This is a genomic window from Bacillus sp. FJAT-53060 (assembly GCF_037104745.1).
In the GTDB taxonomy this organism is placed as follows: domain Bacteria; phylum Bacillota; class Bacilli; order Bacillales; family Bacillaceae; genus Bacillus; species Bacillus stratosphericus_B.
The window spans coordinates 47798-65288 of record NZ_JBAWSW010000001.1; the positions used below are offsets into that span (position 1 = coordinate 47798).

Here is a 17491-nt window from a genome sequence, read left to right on the forward strand (position 1 = left end):
AGTTACATTACAATCAGAAAGGAAGTTCATATCACTTGTATAATGAAGGTATTTGGATCTTATTTGCGATCATTAATTTTATCATTGTTCTTCTATTTTATAAAGGATTTGGCAAGATGGGCCTTTTCGTCTGGATTGGTTTTGCAACGGTTGCCGCAAATTTACAAGTGGTCAAAACCGTTGAATTGTTTGGCTTAACTGCGACACTAGGAAATATTTTATATGGGAGTGTGTTCTTTGCAACGGACGTACTAAATGAAAAATATGGACAAAGAGAAGCCAGGAAGGCTGTCTGGATTGGCTTTGCCACTCTTTTAACGTTAACGATTGTCATGCAGGAGGCTTTGCTTTTCCATCCCGCTCCATCTGATATTTCACAAGCATCTTTAGAAACGATTTTTGGCTTTATGCCGAGGGTCGCACTTGGTAGTCTTGCTGCTTATATCATCAGTCAAATGTTAGATGTTTATGTATATTCGTTTATCCGCCGGATACTTCCTTCAGATGGTACGCTTTGGGTGCGCAACGCAGGAAGTACGATGATTAGCCAGCTACTCGATACGCTTATCTTTACGACCATCGCCTTTCTTGGTACGTATCCATTTCATGTATGGGTAGAGATCTTCATCACAACATACGTCATTAAATTTATCGTAGCCGCAATTTTCACACCATACGCATATGCGGCGAAAAAAATGATTCCACTTGATGAAAGGGGAAAATGATTTGCCAGCTGAAATATACATTGACGGAGCTAGTGCAGGAAATCCAGGTCCCTCTGGCATTGGCATTTTTATCAAACATGATGGAAAGGCTGAATCTTTCTCTATCCCTCTTGGGTCAATGAGCAATCACGAAGCAGAATTTTCCGCCCTAATCGAAGGAATGAAAATTTGCGTGGAGAAAGGTTTGCGAATCGTTTCCTTTCGAACAGATTCGCAAGTAGTTGATCGTGCGGCCAATGCAGGATTTGCGAAAAATCCAGCTTTTCAGCACTTTGTTGAAGAAATGATACAGCTTCAAACCCAGTTTGATTTATTTTTTATTAAGTGGATTCCAAGCAAGGAAAATCAGATAGCTGATCAGCTCGCTAGAAAAGCGATTCACCTTTCTAAAGGATGAATCGCTTTTCTTTTGGTTATGCTAATGTATGAGGTGATACTGATTGGATAAAGAGAACAAAGGTCGTGTCACAAACGGGACAACCCCTCAAGGTGATGCACAAACAAAAGATAAACAGCCTCTATCTCGGCTAGAAAATAAGGCAAAAAAAAGCAATACAAAGGGATAGACCATAGAGATCAGCCTTAGCTGATCTCTATTTCACTTATGCGTTTGACCATTGGTTCAATCCCTTTGATTTGATGTAAACGCAGCATGGAAGCTGCCCGCTCTGGATTGATGTTCATTTTTGTTTCATCAATTGGACAGCTAAGTGGTACATCACATTTGATTTCAGCCAGTATACGGGAAATCTTCAAATCCTCTAAGCCTGCTTGCATTTTCTTTTGCTGGGTAGCAGTTAGTTCATGGACATTCTCTAACAAGCGATCAATTGTTTGATACGTTTGGATAAATTTCAGTGCTGTTTTTTCTCCGATTCCTTTTACACCAGGATAATTATCACCTGAATCGCCCATCAATGCTTTCATATCAATCAGCGCCTTTGGAGAGATTCCCATTTCCTCCTCAAATAAGGCTTTTGTATATTGCTTATAATTCCCGATTCCTTTTTGCATCAAAGCCACTGTCACATGCTCATTTAAAATCTGAAGCAAATCTTTATCTCCAGTCAAGACGGTCACACGTGCCTCTTTTTGATAGAGTGCAGCAAGCGTACCTATACAATCATCTGCTTCAAAGCCTTTTAAACCAACGTTCACAATTCCTAGTTCTTCTGTCGCCTCTTTTGCTAAATCGAACTGAGGGATGAGCTCGAATGGCGGATCTCCTCGATTGGCTTTATAAGCTTGAAACAATTCATTTCGGTAAGTTTGACTCCCCATATCCCAGCAGCAAACAATATGAGTTGGCTCAAATGTCTGTACAGCCGTTAATAAATGCTTCATATATCCATTGACTCCATTTGTTGGTACACCACGATCATTTATCATAAAATTGCGATGGACAGCCGTCGCATAAAACGATCGAAAGAGAAGTGCCATTCCATCTACAAGTAGTACGTGTTTTTTCATTCTGATAAACTCCCTTTGAAGTGGCAGCCCGTTTACTTTTGACCGTACTGCATTTTTTTCGTTTCAGCTTCTGCGTAGGATGGCATGTCTTTTTGTTTAGGCATGTGCTCTTTCTGGTTCTTTGCGTTTTGTTTTTTTTCCAACATCATTCCCCTTTCTCGGTTCCTTAGTTAAGATGACCCAAAAAAGAGAAAGTTACTCTTTACTTCTGTTTACGCTCGACATACTCCTTTACCATCTGGATTGTGACATGCTTTCGCAATGGAACAATTCCGCCTCGTGCAAGCTCATTCATTTTCGAAGTAATGGCATTGATTTCGTCTGTTGTAAACGGTTTTTTTTGTTTACACTTTGCTACAGCAGTCTCAATCAATTGTTCCCTTTTCTGTTCAAGAGTCAGAAAGGATTGGATATGAGCATGCTGCTTTTGTGAATGTGCGGAAATTTCTTCGTGTACGCTTGTCATTGTGTATCAACTGCTTTCTTTTTTATCTAGTCTATCATGAATCAAATGGTTTTCAACTGGTTCTTCCATTCATTTGTTTGTTCATATACTTGTTCAATGCGGGCCTGCTCTTTGGCATCTGTCGTCAAGCTCGTGACAAATGTTTGTTTTTGCTCATTCAGTTGTCGGAGTGCGTCTGTTTCATACCTTTCAGTAAAGGTCTCGACCATCTTTTCGTACCTGATCAGTAATTCTCCTTTTTCTTTATCTGCCCACCTTGTCGTCAAATGAAGAAGAATATCTCGAACCGCCTCAATAAACGAAGCCTTCCCATTTTGTTCAAAAAAGGCCTTTGCTGTTTTTTGTTTCTTTAATAGCGGCTCAAATGCGGCAAACTCTGCTTCGACCTCAATTTGTTTCAGCTCAGCGTTTTTCTCATCAGGTGGTGACAGTCTAAGTGAAAAGTAAGAGTCTTCAGCACATGCCGCCTGCATGCCTTTCTCCCATTCCTCATGAAAATACTGATTGATAAACGATTCCATTCGGATATCGAGCGCTTTAAGCTCCTGTACAAATTCAAATTCATAAACCTTTAAAGCCTGCTCAAGCGCCTTTTTCAATTCATTTCCGAAGTTTCCTTGAGATATTCCAGGATAAAAGGCTGGCTTTAACAGATCATTTGCAAATAGTGATAGTCGCTGAACAATGTGGTAAAGCTGTTCTTGCAAGTCCTTTTTCACACTTTCTGTTACTAGCTTAGATCGTTTGATATCCCTCATTTTTTCAAGAATGGCTTGATATGACCTTTCTATATTTTCTTTTTCTAGTTGTTTCTCATCTTCTGATTGGTGCAAGTTTGCATACAGCTTTTCGACCGTTCCACAAAGTGTATTGGCTTCATAATTCAAAAGCTCAATGGCCTCTTTCGTTAATTCTTCATCAATAAAATAGTCCAGTTGTTTTCTTAGCTGTTCATATTGATTAAAAGGAGTTGGCCCTTTCCCTTCGATCTCTTCCTTACTAGACACATGATGCACATTTGGGTTGCGGATTCCTTCTTTTGTAAGTTCATTTCTTACATAGTCAAACACGGTTTCAAGCTCTGCTTGATCGCTTGCTAAATCGGCTGCATTAATAATAAAGAACATTTTATCCATGCTAAATGAATCTTTCACAAGTCCAAGCTTACGTAAAAATGATCGATCGGCCTTTGAGAAAGAATGCTGATAATATGTTAAATAAAGAAGTGCATCTGCATCCTTCATATATTGGAAGGCAATCTCTGTGTGACGTTTATTCATACTGCTGGCGCCCGGTGTATCAACAATCGTCAGCCCTTTATCTGTCAATGGGTTACTTAAATACACCGTCACTTCCTTGACCACACAAGAAACAGTTTCTTCTGCCACATAAGGCTTTAGTTCTTGGAGCGTGACATGTAATGGGGTTTGCTTGTCAATGTAATCGTGAAACCGAGCATGCGCTTGCAGAAAATGTTCAACAATGGTGCGGTGATCCTGTTCAAGCTGTCTCTTTTTCAGCACTCTTTCCAGTTTTACCCTAAACGTATCGCCCTTTTCTTCCGCAAGAGAAAATCCAAGTATCTGATTGAGCTCCTCTAGGATATCCTGATCGGTTTTGAACAACACTTTCACACTTTTATGCGGGTGATCTTCCGTCGGTCGTGTTAACTTGTTGATCGTTGCAGTGGTTGGTGTAGGTGATGATGGTAAAATCTTTCGCCCAACAAGGGCATTGGCAAAGGAAGATTTTCCTGAACTAAAAGCACCGAATAATGCCAGTGTAAACTCTTTTGCCTGCAATCGCTCTGTTCGTTTTTTAAAGGATTCCCTTTGGGATTGGAGGGCGTCTAATGGTAATAACATTTGAGAAAGTTGTTGAAATCGCTCAATCGATTGTGCCGTCGTTAAATAATGCGACTGACGTATTTGATCACGATCTGTTTGTTGATTCTCTTGTCTGCTCTCTTCAGCATCACATAGCGTGCTATGTTGCATCAGCTGCTCATGCTGCATCCATTGCTTTTTCGCATAAAACCAGTCATCTAAAATCAGCTCATCAGTCCCGTTTTGCCATATATCCCATAGGTGCTTGATGTCTTGTCTGATTTGTTCATTTTTTTCGTTGCACTGCTCTAACGCTAGGAGCTCTTGTTTAGCCTGTGCCCATTTTGCTTGTTGTTTTTCCTTTTCATTGACCAGCTGGTCTTTAAGGGCCTTTGTCAATAATTCAATTAGTTGCATCGCTTTCTGTTTTGCCTGTCTTTTCAGGGCTTCACCAGCATCTTTCGCATATTGAAGGACGTATTCATTAGAGAAAGTTGCACCAGGATGAATAACCTTTTCAAGCAGAGACTCTTGAACAAGTGTTTCAAATGCCATCGCTTGATTTAATACCTCTTCACCAAGCTGATGGTGTTGAACTTCTTTTTTGAATAGCTCAGCAATATGCCAGTCAACTTCTGCTTTCATTCTCGCTTTTACATCTGCTAAGAAAGCGTTCGCCCGTTTTTCTTTTTCCTGCTCGGTTTTATTTTTAGCAAAGAAAAGTCCGACTTTAAAACCAGGTGCTTTCGATTCAATATAGTCACTTGCGAGCTCTCTCATCTTAAATGGAGTCAAGTTCGCATTTTTTAAAATGTTCTCTACTTCAGAAGATACTTCGTCTTCTAGCTGTTTTGCGCCATTTTCTATATAACGGCTTTTCGCTTCAAGTTCTTTGATTTCGTTTCTTTTTTCTTGAAGCTGTGTATCAATAGCCTCTTGTTCGAGCTCTTCTTTTAACGACTCAATATGTTCTTTTAATACATGCTCAATTTTTTGCTCTGTGTAAGCTCGAAGTGATGCTTTAGGCAAGGTTTGTAATTCTTGTAGTTTCTCAACTAAGCGAATCATTTCATTTCTTGGGTGCGCCTCATCGGTTACAGATGTAAAATACAGATGATCTTCCTCAATCCCTTCTTTCAGGAGCATCTCAACCACTTGTTTTTTGTACTCTTCAAAAAGTGTCTCATGTTCATTATGTCGATCGACTTGATTGACAATGAAATAAAGATTTGGTACTCGATCTTTGATGGAGCGAATGAAACGAATGTTTTCTTCAGAATGAACATGGTTATAGTGAACGACATAAAAAAGAGCATCTGCTTGATGAAGAATAGACGCAGCAGACAAAAAGTGCGCATGATCCGTTGAATCAATTCCTGGCGTATCGATCAGTGCCACCTTTTCTTCAAGTCCTTTATAATCACCGCTCAATTCGACCATTTCAATCTGTTCTCCATCCTTACAAAAACGCTGCACCGCTTCTTTATCATAAGAACCACTCATTTTTGCAAAACGGCCATCAGAAGTGTGAAGCTGTACTTCGCTTACTCCTTTTCTCACAACGACCAAGTTTGCACTTGTTGGAATTGGGCTCGTTGGCAGAATTTGATCATGAAGCAGATGATTCACAAGTGATGACTTACCAGCAGAATAGTGGCCGGTAAATGCGATATACACTTCGTCTTCTGCTTCCTTTTTCATAATCGATGCTAGTTTGGCTGCGCGCTCATGATCATTCCTTTTGAGCAGGCTTTGATATAAAGAACCAGTAGTTTGAACGAGCGAATCTCGAATAGACAAGTCTTTCATGACGATAAACCCCTTTGTTTTTAGAAAAGTCAGTTATGTATGTGATACCATTTTACACAAAATAAAGAGATTTTTCTTCTGATCTGAGGAAATAAAAAAATCTGCTGCCCGATCAGTCGCAATTGACTGCAATCAGGAAGCAGATTTTTTTGAAACACCTTTTAATACAAAGACAATTAATAGGCTATATACACAGACTGTACCGAGTAAGAAGATCATTGTCATGTGGTCACCGTCCACCCTTCATTATTGAGAAAGTTTGTCAATTAATAAAAGTGTATCACAATTGATAATGATTTTCAATATTAATTTAGTAAATACTCATTCAGCGCTTTTTCTTCCGTCTGTATTCTGACCACCATCATCCAACCATTTAAACACGTAAACAAAATGGCGGTAAGATACGCTTGAAACAATAACGGAATAAAGAAAAGCTCAATCGCGACCACCACATAGTTGGGATGCTTTAACCAGCGATAAGGCCCCTTTTTTATAATCATCGCATGTGGAACCACTAAGATTTTTGTGTTCCAGTACGTGCCAAGGGAGCATAATGCCCAATATCGAACCACCTGTGTAACCAGCAGTAAAACGAGCAGCAAAAGGAAAAAGCGGGATTGCTCACGCTGAAACAGCCATGTCTCTCCAATGAGTGAGAGAAAAAAAGCAGCATGCATGGCGACCATATAAGGGTAATGGCTAGCACCAAATTCAATTGCGCCTATTGCTTTCACTTTCTTCTCATTTCTTTTGGCAACAAGCATTTCAATCAGACGCTGACAAATGAAAAAGCCAATAATCAGCCAAAAGATCATGACGAGACCTCCTCCCATTTCATCAGCAATAACTCTGAGGAAAAGCCTGGACCAAGCGCTCCGCAAAGCCCCACCTCTCCCGCATCAGCTGACAGATGTTCAAGAAAATGCTTAATAACATACAAAACTGTGGCAGAGGACATATTCCCGTGGTGTTTCAGTACTTCTTTTGAAGAAAAAAGCTGATGCTCCTGTAGAGATAGGCTTTCAAGATAAGCATCAATCACTTTTTTTCCGCCAGGGTGGGCAAGAAAAACGGATAGATCATCTGTTGAAAACCCCTGCTGATTTAAAAATTGATCCACCTGCTCTTTTAACCAGCCTGAAATAATGGATGGAATGTCACGTGAGAAAATGACCTGAAAACCATCACTTGTAAATTCCCAGCCCATCACATCCTCAGAATCTTTCATGGTAACTGACTGTGTACCGAGCACTTTAGGCACTGTTTTTAACCGGGTATAATCAAATGTAGCCTCTTCTCCAGCTAACAGTACTGCCGCAGTCCCGTCTCCGAATAAAGAGGTACCGATTAAATTGCTTTTTGATTGATCTTGCGGCTGAAAGGTTAAACTGCAAAGCTCACATGCCACGACTAGAACCTTCGCTTCTGGGTACGCCCTTATGTATTCATAAGCCCGGGACAATCCTGCCGCTCCGCCGCCGCATCCTAACCCCCAAATCGGTACTCGTTTTGTATAAGGCGAAAAAGGGAGAACGTTCATCAGCTTTGCATCAAGACTTGGTGTCGATAATCCGGTGCTCGAGATGAAAAACAAGGCATCGATCTCTTCGTACGGAATAGACTTTCTCAGGAAATTCGTATCATGTAAACAGTGAAAGACGGCTTCTTTTGCATGGGCCAATGCCTTATCTAAATAGATGTTATTTTTCTCTTCAAAGGAGTGGTGTTCTTGATACCATTCAATTGGCTGTACAAACTGTCTGCTCTGAATTTCTCCATTATTAAAAGCCCTTAGCAGCCGGTCAATATCTTTAAACGATCGTTTAAATTGTGACTTTGCAAATTCAGCAGCTGTTTGCTGATTGACATGATGATTTGGAAGACTGGTTCCAACTGAAAGAATATAGGCCAATCGGATTCACCTCTGTTTTTGGTTAATATCCCCTATTAAAAAAAGGATATACATGCCAGTTCGTCACAATTCAGCCAAAATATTTTCCTTCATCTAACTTTTTGTCTTGACGACAATTGATAAATATTGGATAATATAGATGAAAACATGATGTAGTTTTCCTCCTTTACAGGTTCGTTCCAAGCCAAGCGAACCTGCTTTTTTATGAAAAAACAAACCTCTTATCAAGAGGTATTTACATGACAGACTGTTTAGGTTCTTCCACTCATGCTTTGCTTCTTTTTTAAATGGAAGCATGTGATAAATGATAAGAAGGAAGATGGCGGTAAAACACCCAGCCACAATTCCGTTACTCGTCAATAATTTAATGGATTCCGGCAGATTCTCAAACATTGGCGGGACGACTGTTATCCCTAAACCGATGCCAACGGAGCAAGCGATGAGGAAGTATTCCTACTTTGCAAAATCAACGCACTGTCACCATACGGACTTCCACGTTAAGAGAGGAAGCTAGAACTGCTTCACATTTTGGTTGTAAAACATTTGTGTAAAATTGTCTTCGTGTTTTGACCAGTTGGCTGCAGTGTACAGTTTATTTTCATTTTAATTTTGACAAATCTGCGATTTCCATAATTTTTCTATTCCTTCACAGTATAAAAAAGAGGGAATTCTTGAGAAATGCAGTAATTTATATAATGTAAGATATTAACTTTTTAGGGGGATCATTAATGAAAAAGAAAATTGTTGTTGGTACTATCGCTTTAGGTCTCATTCCTTTTGCTGGGACAACCGATGTTTCCGCAAAGTCTTTGCCAAATCATGAAAAAAACTTTAAAACTATGGCATGGGCATGTAATGCTCCATATTTAGTTTGTCAATCTTTTTCTGATGGTACTGGAAAAATTTCTTTCGATTATCAAGGAAGCTCAGGGAAAATAAGAGTTTTTGTAGCAAATAATGGAAGCAAACCTTTCAAATTCACACTTTATTATCCTAACGGAAATATACTTCATTCCACTAAAACACTAGATGCAGGGAAAACTTTTATTCAAGAATTTAATATTGATCAAACAGGGAATTACAGTCTAAAATATGACAGTGGAACAGGTAATAGCGTTGATGGATTCTTTAGAGCCGTAGAGATTTAAGTCTATTAAGAAAGTCGGGTTTTCCGACTTTCTTTTCTTATCCCTTTGTTTAAAGTACTCTCATCCATATGTTATTTAAACTTATTACAGCGAAAGTATCTTACTCTTATGAAAATATTTTGTACCACTTAGATTAAACGACACAGCTAAGGTAACTTTCCTGACAGTATCTTTAGTTATCGCAAAATAAAGCGTTTTGATTTCCCAAATGGTCGTGAGTCGTGCCTTATTGTCAAATGGTATCAATGGGCTCGTCCTCCTCATACTCCATAATATCTATACTCTGATACTTTGTTTTTTCTTGATCTTTTTCATCCACTCATTCAAAGTAGCATAAAACTCTAATAAAGCAATATTTTCTTCAAAATATACCATTCCATTTATTTTAATTTAAACTCTCCCTCTACTCTCATCACTGCCGAAGGGTCTTTTTTCATTTTCTTTGGGATATCTTCTTCTTCAGATGTGAACTTATAAACAAATTCTACTTGATTGGATACGCCGTCCATATCTTACCATCCCAACCGATTACTATCTTTGTCTCTCTTTTGTTCCGATTTTCTTTTTTAATTTGCTGTAATGACAAAGGATAATTTTTTATTATTGTTTAAGGTAAAGGAAATATTCTTAGATTGTAAAGCTTCGGGTGCTATTGGATTTGAATGCGCCTTTACTTTCCTCAGTCTGCCCCCCAAAACAATTGAGCTGTCATCATCATATGCCACTTGGTCTGATGTTGGAACAGCACTCTAGGACTCGTATTGTTTAATTTTTATCTTAACGCCCGACTTGAATGGTTACTTCCAAGGAAATGTCCACATTTCCCTGAACAGCTCTTGAAATCATACATGAGCTTTCGGCTTTATATGCAAGCTTACGAGCCAGCTCAATATCATGTGTGGAAGCGGATTCTTTGAGGATCACGACAGTCTGATGGATAATTTTCTCATATGTAAACACACCATTTGTCACATCTACGACTCCTTCAGAGCTCATCGATAGATCCTCTTTCTTTAATTGACTCCGCTCCATCAATGCTGCAAGAGTAATAATGTAACACGTGGCCGCTGCACCTAAGAGCATCTCATCTGGATTTGTTCCGATGCCTGGACCTTCCATTTCCTTTGGAATTGAAATCTTCGTTTTTAATTGTTCACAAGCGATTGTACCAACATCGTTACGCAGACCAGGCCAATTTGCCTGGAGATGAAAATGATGACACGCCATATCTGTCTCTCCTTTTGTTATCACTTTTTATAGTGTAACAAGAATTCCCCCTGATTGTCTTAAGATGTGCACAATCAATCCTTAAGTAAATTCTTCATCCAGTACCGTCCGGATCGCCCTCACATAACGGTAGAACGTCTCATTTTTTGTACTTGACCGCCGCCGATAATCGAAACTGTCAAATAATGCTTCGCGTTGACTCCTACTAATCTCAAGCTGCACACTTTGCCCTGTTTTTGTAAGATTATTAATATTATGATTGCTCGTTCCGCTTAGGGTTGCATGTGCAACAGCAAGTTTAGCCGAAAATCCGTTCCGCTCTAATGAGTTCACGATTTTCTCAGCACGGTCGTAATCTGTTCCGCCAACAAGTGTATGGTCAATTCCTTCTTCACCTTTGTATCCATGTACTGCTAATACGTAATCATGTGCTTTTGCCTGTGCGACTCCGATTGGTTCATCAAAGTTTGCACTTGTAATATGAAGTTCTGATGCATTCTCTCTAAAACCTTCAAATAAATACGTTGAAAAATCGTTATCAAAAAAATGGACGATCTCACTAACGCCACCTTCAATTCTCCCGCCATGAGGTGACATCACAAGAAGGCTGCTGCCGGGCATAGGGTTGGCTGTAATTTGATAACTGGTTGTTGATTCGTTCTCTTCCAGTTCTTTAAAATTGCGATACAAATCATTTGAACCGCTTTCGTCTTCCTCACGTGATGACACTGGCTCATCATGTTCCTGTGCTTGCATGGTATAATAAACGCCCCATCCGATTGCAAGCAGGAGAAAAAAAGCAAAAAACTTCTTCATTTCCGTTCTCCTTCAACAGATTTCTAAGCCGTTTCTATGATTAATATTGAATCATCAATTATTTACATTTTTTCCACATTAAAATTTGATCATGACACTCTAGATCATAAGATTCCTCAAAAATAAGATAATTGCATTTATATACACAGAAACTCCACTGCTATTTGAAAACAGAGTTAGAATAGTATGACAACCAAATGAAATTATGTTGAAAATGCCCTATTCCTATCAAAGTCTTTTTCTTTAATTCAGCTTTTATATATGTGGATTTGATTTTTTCCGTCTGTGACGAATCAGATTTGTATGAGCAATGACCCTGTCCATAACCCCCTTTTTTTCTGCAAATCCATTGTTTCACTGGTTCTATAAGAAGAACTCTCCCACCTATCATCGGCAGATTCTACATAACTTCCACCTTTTTCTATAAAATGTAAACCTTCTCTTTTCAAAAAATAAGCAAGCCGCCAATATAAAGAAAAGGAGGGACAAGAATCCGAACAAAGCAGCTGTCATTCTCATAACGTAAGAGTGAACGAGAATGGATAGCTAGAATGGAGGACAACACATGTTTGGATTTTCCATGGTGCAAATGGTTAGAACGCATGCTAGTAAACTAGATCAACCTTTAAGAGAGACCGTTCTTCACCTATATAAACCTTTTAAATGGACGCCTTGTTTTCTTCATCGTTTTTTTGAAGGAAAATTAAAGAAGAGAAAGAAGCTTCGCGTAATCATCGAATTTAAGGAAGATGCCGTCGAAGCGGGAATTCAAAGCACAAAACAACTCATAAAAAAAATCCGAAAAACAAACATTAAACAGCATTTCTCACGCATTGACTGCTGTGCAGCTGATCTTACGCCTGCTGCTTTAGAGGAACTGTTAGCGAACGGTGAACATATTCGCAAAATTTATTTAGACCGACAAGTTCATGCACTACTTGATGTGGCATCACAAGCAAGTCATACTGATCAAGTCATCCGAAATGGCACGACATTAACCGGTAAAGGCATTACGGTAGCTGTCATTGACACGGGAATTTATCCACATGAAGATATAGATGGGAGAATTCGCGATTTTGTGGATTTAGTGAAACAAAGAAAGAAACCTTATGACGATAATGGGCACGGTACTCACTGTGCTGGAGATGTGGCTGGAGACGGAGCAGCCTCAGACGGCTTATACAAAGGATCTGCTCCAAAAGCAAATGTTATTGGCGTGAAAGTGCTAAATAAACAAGGAGCTGGATCACTTTCTACTATTATAGAAGGTGTTGAGTGGTGCATACAGTTCAACGAGGACCACCCTGATGATCCAATTCACATAATGAGTATGTCACTAGGCGGAGATGCCCAGCGTTATGATGACGAGCAAGATGATCCAATGGTGAGAGCTGTCAATGCGGCTTGGGATCAAGGCATTGTTGTCTGCGTTGCTGCCGGTAACTCTGGTCCTAACAGTCAAACGATTTCAAGCCCTGCCGTCAGTCAAAAAGTCATTACGGTCGGAGCCTATGATGATCGAAACACACCAGAATCAAGTGATGATGTCGTGGCACCATTTTCGGGCAGGGGGCCGACTGTCTATGGAGAAGCAAAGCCTGATATTCTCGCACCAGGAGTGAATATCGTCTCCCTCAGATCACCAAGATCATTTCTGGATAAACTAGATAAGTCAAGCAGAGTCGATGATGATTATACAACGTTATCTGGCACATCTATGGCAACACCGATTTGCGCTGGTATTTGCGCTCTCTTATTAGAGCATTCACCAGATTTAACGCCTGATGATGTCAAAACCCTATTAACAGAAAATACAAGAAAGTTGTCTGGAGATGATCCGATGATTTACGGAGCAGGTGCGATTGACGCAGAAAAAGCGATCAAAGAATAAATAAAAAAACCCTTTACGTTTTTTCGTAAAGGGTGTTGTGTTACGTTTTTAAGTGTGCAGTCTTTCTTCTACTTGAGCAGCTGACATGTTATGCTTCGTTCTCATACATCTCATCTCCTTTTTGTATGTACGTACGCGCTTCGATCACAATCTCAAAAAAAGTGGAAGATTCCTTGTACATGTCGCGTTCCTTATAATAATTAGCCGCATCAAGTGCTAATTCCTCTAAATCAGCAAACATCTTTTTGCTTCTTAAACCAAAAAGTACTGATCTCAATTGATCACAGCTGTCTTTCTCTATATAAAGCGCCTGCAAAAATTGGAATTTCAACTGATAAATCTCATCTTCCAATAAACAAGCCTGGTTCATTCCTTCGGTTAATGCCTCACTCGCTCTCTCTATATATCCGAGTTTAAAACAAGTAAGGGCAAGTGAAAACAATGACTTGATCATCGTTGACGCTTGATCTTTTTGATAAAGTGAAATGGCCTTTTCAAAAAAGACGGTCGCGGTATGGTACGTTCCCATACTATAATGACAAGTACCTAAGTTATTGAGGGCCATCGCTTTAAAATAAGACGAACACTCTTGTCTTTCCATCGCGTCACAGACTTTTAACGCTTTTTCTAAATAAGGAAGCGCTTTTTGGTGCTGACTCACATCAATCCAGTTACCTGCCATGACAAAATCACATTGAATGCTTCTTTTTCCATAAAGCTGATGTTTCTTATAGATGTCTCTCGCTTTTTTGGCATAATGCATAGAGAAATAGGTTTGTTTCATATGATAGTATACTTCAGCAATTTTATAGTAAAATTCCGCTTTTTCGATCTCATCGGTCACCAAGATCAGTTGATGTTCAGCATGCTTGTAATATGAAATGGCCTCGATATACCGGCGCTGGATAAATGCATACATTCCATGAAAAAAATGGAAGTAATAGCCCAGTAAGCCCGTCATCTCATCTTCTGCATCTTCAATTTCTTTAGGAAAGGACACCGCTTGAAGCATTTCACTCCCTGTATCGACTGACGATAAGTACTGAAGCATCATTTGATGGCGAAAATCCATTAGAGAATAATAAAGTAATAAATCTTGATCCTCCTCCATATCATGAATCTCTTCTTCAACAAGACGCTTCATGTCGTTTGCCTGTTCGACTTCAAATTTGCAAATATGTGTGTACCATTGATTGATTTTTACACCTACTTCGGAAGATGGTATTTTGTGTGCCATCTACTTCAGCCCCATTCTATCATATCAAACTGATAACTATTATTTTACATAATTTATGATTTTAAGGCAAATTGTTATTTATTTCATATTTTATGACAAATTTGCAGATTTCTATCTTTTTTACCAAGTTTAAATAGAGTGTTTTTACCCATGAAAACCTTTTTCTAAGAAGATGGATCGAATTTTCTGAGCACTTCTTTTATAGCACTAATATAGCGTCTAAATGCTTTTTTTACTAATTTCTAGCTGAACACTTTCACCATCGAATTTTGATAATAATGTTTTTTGAATCTGTTCCAAAAAGCCGCGCACTTCTTGAACCATTTCTGCAGAAAAGGCTCGATCCTTACGACAGCTCTTGCCATTTTCTCGTTTGTTCCACCAACAAGCGTATGCCTTTTATCACTTTTATAACCATGGATGGAAATAGAAAAGGGATATGTTTTTGAACCAAAATGGGTTCATCAAACTTTGTACTCGTGATATGCAAGCTCGATTGTTGTTTTGGAATGACTGCATTTCACCATTAAAAGAGCACACAGGATCAGAAATATGAACTCACATATAAGTAGCCTTTTCATCTCACCGCATTATTTTACTATCAGTGGCTAAGAGATTCCAAAGAATGTCCGGCCCAATTGAATGAATCAGGAGAACTAAATCCTATGACCTTATTTCAGTTTTAGTCCAAAAAACCCACAAAAATGGAAATATTACTCTTCTTTAGACAAAAAAAGCTGCAAACAAAAGGTATATGCCCATCTGTTTACAGCAAGTCTCTGTATATCCATCATTAAATTCTTAATTCATTTTCTAAAGCTGACAGCACTTCATCTTGCGACAGTCCTTGCGCAAGTGAAATTTCACTCACTAACATGCCCCGTGCATCTTCAAGCATCTTCTTTTCGCTAGAATTTAATGCTTTCTTCTGATTTCGTCTCATCAGGTCTTTGACAACGGCTGCACCATCTTCAATTGTACCTGTTTTTAGCTTTTTTAGATTTTCATCATATCTTTGCTTCCAAGTAAGCGTGTCGTCGTTTGTTTCTTCTGCAAAATTGTTCATCACAACTTTCAACGTTGCTTGATCAGCTACCGGACGTATACCTAGTTGATTGATTCTGCCTTTTGGGATCATCATCTGCATATTGGGCATTTGAATCAGAAAATATTCCTGCGTCTTACCTAAAATCTCTTTTTCTTCCATTCCTTCAATCACACCGGCTCCATGCATAGGATAAACAATTTTATCACCTATTTGAAACAAATCCGCCACCTCCGAAAGTATTCACATTATGATTATAACACATTTCATCAGAGGATAAAAATTTATATTTTATCATGTTAATTTAGCACTAGTCAATTCTTTTTATTTAAGTTTTTAGAGAATCAGCCTTTTTTTACAAAAGAAGCGCCTTTATCCAGTCCTCATGCATCTTCCTTGCATATACTAGCATTGAGTCACATTTAGGAGGGATAACAATGCGCAGGTGCAAATGCAAGTGCAAACATTCCCACTCAAACTGCTATAAAAAGCATGACGATCATCACCATGTTGATCCATGTAAAGAAAAAAAGTCTTATCATAAAAAAGATGATTGGTTTGAGAACGATTTTTGGGATACTTCTAGAAGCTACGATCCCTATTATTATCCTAAAAGTGTCTGCATAAGATGTAAGAAGCGTCGCAAAAAAAGACATCGCAACTCATTTTAGTGTTTGACGCTTTACCTGCTTTTTCTTTTCCCGGCTGAAAAGCCGGTTTTTTTCATGTGTAATCTCTTTTCTTTCATATGGAAAAGCTCATGAACCTGGTGATCTTCATAGGATATGGTAACCTGACAAAAAGGATGAGATACAAATGAACAATATGAATAATCAGACCAATCATGAGCATCAAGTAAATCCCTATCACACGTTTGAAAATGTGTATACAGCCAATCATGAGCATGTGATTGCACCAAATATGCATGACCCTATGAATATGCCAAATCATTATCATACCGGTAAAAAAGATGCTTATAGCGGACACTATCCGCACCACCATTCAGGATATTCCCCATTTACGAAACAGTATGATTCATTTTCAAATGTTCCAATGAACGATCACCAACATCTAGGCCACTATGGGGGATATGGGGTTACTCCTTATCATCCATATGGGTATCAAGATATGCATATGATGATGCCGCCAAACCATCAAATGACTGGTCACACTTACGGAATGAATCAACCAAATTCGTTTCACCATCGCTATTACTAAACAAAAAGGAAGAAGAAGGGTATAATATACCATTCAACCCCATATAGGAATATGGCAAATTTATAGGTAAATAATGGATGAAATCATCTATTATTTACCTATAATCAACTGTGGGGGGAATCAAGAAATGGAAAAACATGACAATTTTAATGATGGGAATGCTTACACTAGTCATGGCATTATCGGTACCACCTTGCCACATCTGCCGAAGGAACCAAAACGGAGGATTGCAAAGCTTCGACCAATGCAAGACCAGCTGCACTTTATGCAAAAATTACAGGAGCAAGTAAGCAGGAATGGTCTTTTTCTGACATTGAGCTGACATATCGTCCAAATTATATCCTAAGTATCGGTGCAGTTGAGTTCACGTTACCTGCGGGCTTTCAAGCCACAACAAAAGATATCATCAACGGAAAAGCGTTAAAAAACAGCCACATTTTGAACAGCGGAAAAACCGTCCGCATTCCGGCTAGAATCGATTTATTTGGAAGTTCACAAAATACATTACAGCTTTCACATAAAGTACTACCTGCTACAGGTACATATACGTTCCACGCAGAAAATCGTGCGATCAGCATTTGGTTCCACATTTTATGCAGAAGATACGATTGATATTAATAAACGACCAGTTGTCGTCACACCGCCAAATACTTTCGGATGCTAATTAACAAAAGCGCTCTAATATCGCTTTTTCTAATTGG

At 38.9% G+C, this 17491-nt stretch carries 19 protein-coding genes and 4 pseudogenes; 8 read left to right on the plus strand and 15 right to left on the minus strand.

Annotated elements, in window-relative coordinates; all coding sequences use genetic code 11:
- The first annotated feature begins 35 nt into the window (after nucleotides 1-35).
- The 3 genes from WAX46_RS00330 to WAX46_RS00340 are packed head-to-tail and all read left to right on the plus strand — an operon-like array spanning nucleotide 36 to nucleotide 1291.
- The gene (locus WAX46_RS00330) at nucleotides 36-725 is read left to right on the plus strand and encodes a queuosine precursor transporter (RefSeq protein WP_226566322.1); all 690 of its coding nucleotides are present in this window, start codon (nucleotides 36-38) and stop codon (nucleotides 723-725) included.
- 1 nt (nucleotide 726) lies between these two features.
- Nucleotides 727-1122 carry a reverse transcriptase-like protein gene (locus WAX46_RS00335; RefSeq protein ID WP_226566323.1) on the plus strand — a complete coding sequence of 132 codons (396 nt, stop codon included), beginning with the start codon at nucleotides 727-729 and terminating at the stop codon, nucleotides 1120-1122.
- Nucleotides 1123-1165: 43 nt separating this feature from the next.
- Nucleotides 1166-1291 (plus strand): small, acid-soluble spore protein L, encoded by a 126-nt coding sequence (locus tag WAX46_RS00340; protein ID WP_226566324.1) that lies wholly within the window; start codon nucleotides 1166-1168, stop codon nucleotides 1289-1291.
- Between the two features lie 16 nt (nucleotides 1292-1307).
- Here the strand turns inward: WAX46_RS00340 and WAX46_RS00345 are convergent, their stop codons facing one another.
- The 7 genes and pseudogenes from WAX46_RS00345 to WAX46_RS00375 form a co-directional block, all read right to left on the minus strand.
- Entirely contained in the window at nucleotides 1308-2195 is an 888-nt protein-coding gene (locus tag WAX46_RS00345) for a 5'-3' exonuclease (RefSeq protein ID WP_336493177.1), read from the minus strand.
- Nucleotides 2196-2397: 202 nt separating this feature from the next.
- Nucleotides 2398-2661 (minus strand): YpbS family protein, encoded by a 264-nt coding sequence (locus tag WAX46_RS00350; RefSeq protein ID WP_226566326.1) that lies wholly within the window; start codon nucleotides 2659-2661, stop codon nucleotides 2398-2400.
- Nucleotides 2662-2702: 41 nt separating this feature from the next.
- The gene (locus WAX46_RS00355; protein ID WP_226566327.1) at nucleotides 2703-6296 is read right to left on the minus strand and encodes a dynamin family protein; all 3594 of its coding nucleotides are present in this window, start codon (nucleotides 6294-6296) and stop codon (nucleotides 2703-2705) included.
- Between the two features lie 305 nt (nucleotides 6297-6601).
- Nucleotides 6602-7111 carry an isoprenylcysteine carboxyl methyltransferase family protein gene (locus WAX46_RS00360; RefSeq protein WP_264188573.1) on the minus strand — a complete coding sequence of 170 codons (510 nt, stop codon included), beginning with the start codon at nucleotides 7109-7111 and terminating at the stop codon, nucleotides 6602-6604.
- Nucleotides 7108-8208: a type III polyketide synthase gene (locus WAX46_RS00365; protein WP_226566328.1), complete on the minus strand. Its 1101-nt coding sequence runs from the start codon at nucleotides 8206-8208 to the stop codon at nucleotides 7108-7110. Before WAX46_RS00365 ends, WAX46_RS00360 begins: the two co-directional genes overlap by 4 nt.
- Before the next feature lie 235 nt (nucleotides 8209-8443).
- Nucleotides 8444-8652 (minus strand): annotated as a pseudogene (locus WAX46_RS00370) (purine permease); the annotation flags it as partial.
- A gap of 69 nt (nucleotides 8653-8721) precedes the next feature.
- Nucleotides 8722-8799, minus strand: a pseudogene (locus WAX46_RS00375) (hypothetical protein); the annotation flags it as partial.
- A gap of 137 nt (nucleotides 8800-8936) precedes the next feature.
- Here WAX46_RS00375 and WAX46_RS00380 point away from each other — a divergent pair.
- Nucleotides 8937-9356, plus strand: coding sequence for a hypothetical protein (locus tag WAX46_RS00380; protein WP_226566329.1), 420 nt, complete (start codon nucleotides 8937-8939; stop codon nucleotides 9354-9356).
- 276 nt (nucleotides 9357-9632) lie between these two features.
- Here the strand turns inward: WAX46_RS00380 and WAX46_RS15690 are convergent, their stop codons facing one another.
- The 3 genes and pseudogenes from WAX46_RS15690 to WAX46_RS00390 form a co-directional block, all read right to left on the minus strand.
- A complete protein-coding gene (locus WAX46_RS15690; protein ID WP_442895644.1) occupies nucleotides 9633-9731 on the minus strand; it encodes a DUF7878 domain-containing protein in 99 nt (32 codons plus the stop codon).
- A gap of 5 nt (nucleotides 9732-9736) precedes the next feature.
- Nucleotides 9737-9865, minus strand: coding sequence for a hypothetical protein (locus tag WAX46_RS00385; RefSeq protein WP_264188574.1), 129 nt, complete (start codon nucleotides 9863-9865; stop codon nucleotides 9737-9739).
- Nucleotides 9841-10048 (minus strand): annotated as a pseudogene (locus WAX46_RS00390) (SAR2788 family putative toxin); the annotation flags it as partial. The pseudogene WAX46_RS00390 and the gene WAX46_RS00385, both read right to left, overlap by 25 nt.
- Between WAX46_RS00390 and WAX46_RS00395 the strand changes: the two are divergent.
- Nucleotides 10041-10109 carry a hypothetical protein gene (locus WAX46_RS00395; RefSeq protein WP_376776388.1) on the plus strand — a complete coding sequence of 23 codons (69 nt, stop codon included), beginning with the start codon at nucleotides 10041-10043 and terminating at the stop codon, nucleotides 10107-10109. The pseudogene WAX46_RS00390 and the gene WAX46_RS00395 overlap by 8 nt on opposite strands.
- A gap of 24 nt (nucleotides 10110-10133) precedes the next feature.
- Here the strand turns inward: WAX46_RS00395 and WAX46_RS00400 are convergent, their stop codons facing one another.
- Together WAX46_RS00400 and WAX46_RS00405 are read right to left on the minus strand one after the other, a co-directional pair.
- The gene (locus tag WAX46_RS00400) at nucleotides 10134-10583 is read right to left on the minus strand and encodes an OsmC family protein (RefSeq protein ID WP_336493178.1); all 450 of its coding nucleotides are present in this window, start codon (nucleotides 10581-10583) and stop codon (nucleotides 10134-10136) included.
- 81 nt (nucleotides 10584-10664) lie between these two features.
- Complete coding sequence (locus tag WAX46_RS00405) at nucleotides 10665-11399, minus strand: poly-gamma-glutamate hydrolase family protein (RefSeq protein ID WP_226566331.1); 735 nt, start codon at nucleotides 11397-11399, stop codon at nucleotides 10665-10667.
- Between the two features lie 565 nt (nucleotides 11400-11964).
- On the opposite strand from WAX46_RS00405, the gene WAX46_RS00410 reads away from it, so the two are divergent.
- The gene (locus WAX46_RS00410) at nucleotides 11965-13290 is read left to right on the plus strand and encodes a S8 family peptidase (protein ID WP_226566332.1); all 1326 of its coding nucleotides are present in this window, start codon (nucleotides 11965-11967) and stop codon (nucleotides 13288-13290) included.
- Nucleotides 13291-13378: 88 nt separating this feature from the next.
- Here the strand turns inward: WAX46_RS00410 and WAX46_RS00415 are convergent, their stop codons facing one another.
- The 3 genes from WAX46_RS00415 to WAX46_RS00420 form a co-directional block, all read right to left on the minus strand.
- On the minus strand, nucleotides 13379-14527 hold the full coding sequence (locus WAX46_RS00415) for a Rap family tetratricopeptide repeat protein (protein ID WP_226566333.1): 1149 nt from the start codon (nucleotides 14525-14527) through the stop codon (nucleotides 13379-13381).
- Nucleotides 14528-14769: 242 nt separating this feature from the next.
- Nucleotides 14770-14955, minus strand: coding sequence for a poly-gamma-glutamate hydrolase family protein (locus WAX46_RS15695; protein WP_226566438.1), 186 nt, complete (start codon nucleotides 14953-14955; stop codon nucleotides 14770-14772).
- 365 nt (nucleotides 14956-15320) lie between these two features.
- Nucleotides 15321-15794: a CarD family transcriptional regulator gene (locus WAX46_RS00420; RefSeq protein WP_226566334.1), complete on the minus strand. Its 474-nt coding sequence runs from the start codon at nucleotides 15792-15794 to the stop codon at nucleotides 15321-15323.
- Between the two features lie 594 nt (nucleotides 15795-16388).
- On the opposite strand from WAX46_RS00420, the gene WAX46_RS00425 reads away from it, so the two are divergent.
- The gene (locus WAX46_RS00425) at nucleotides 16389-16790 is read left to right on the plus strand and encodes a hypothetical protein (protein ID WP_336493179.1); all 402 of its coding nucleotides are present in this window, start codon (nucleotides 16389-16391) and stop codon (nucleotides 16788-16790) included.
- Between the two features lie 149 nt (nucleotides 16791-16939).
- A pseudogene (gene bslA, locus WAX46_RS00430) lies at nucleotides 16940-17454 on the plus strand (biofilm surface layer hydrophobin BslA).
- Nucleotides 17455-17491: the final 37 nt, after the last annotated feature.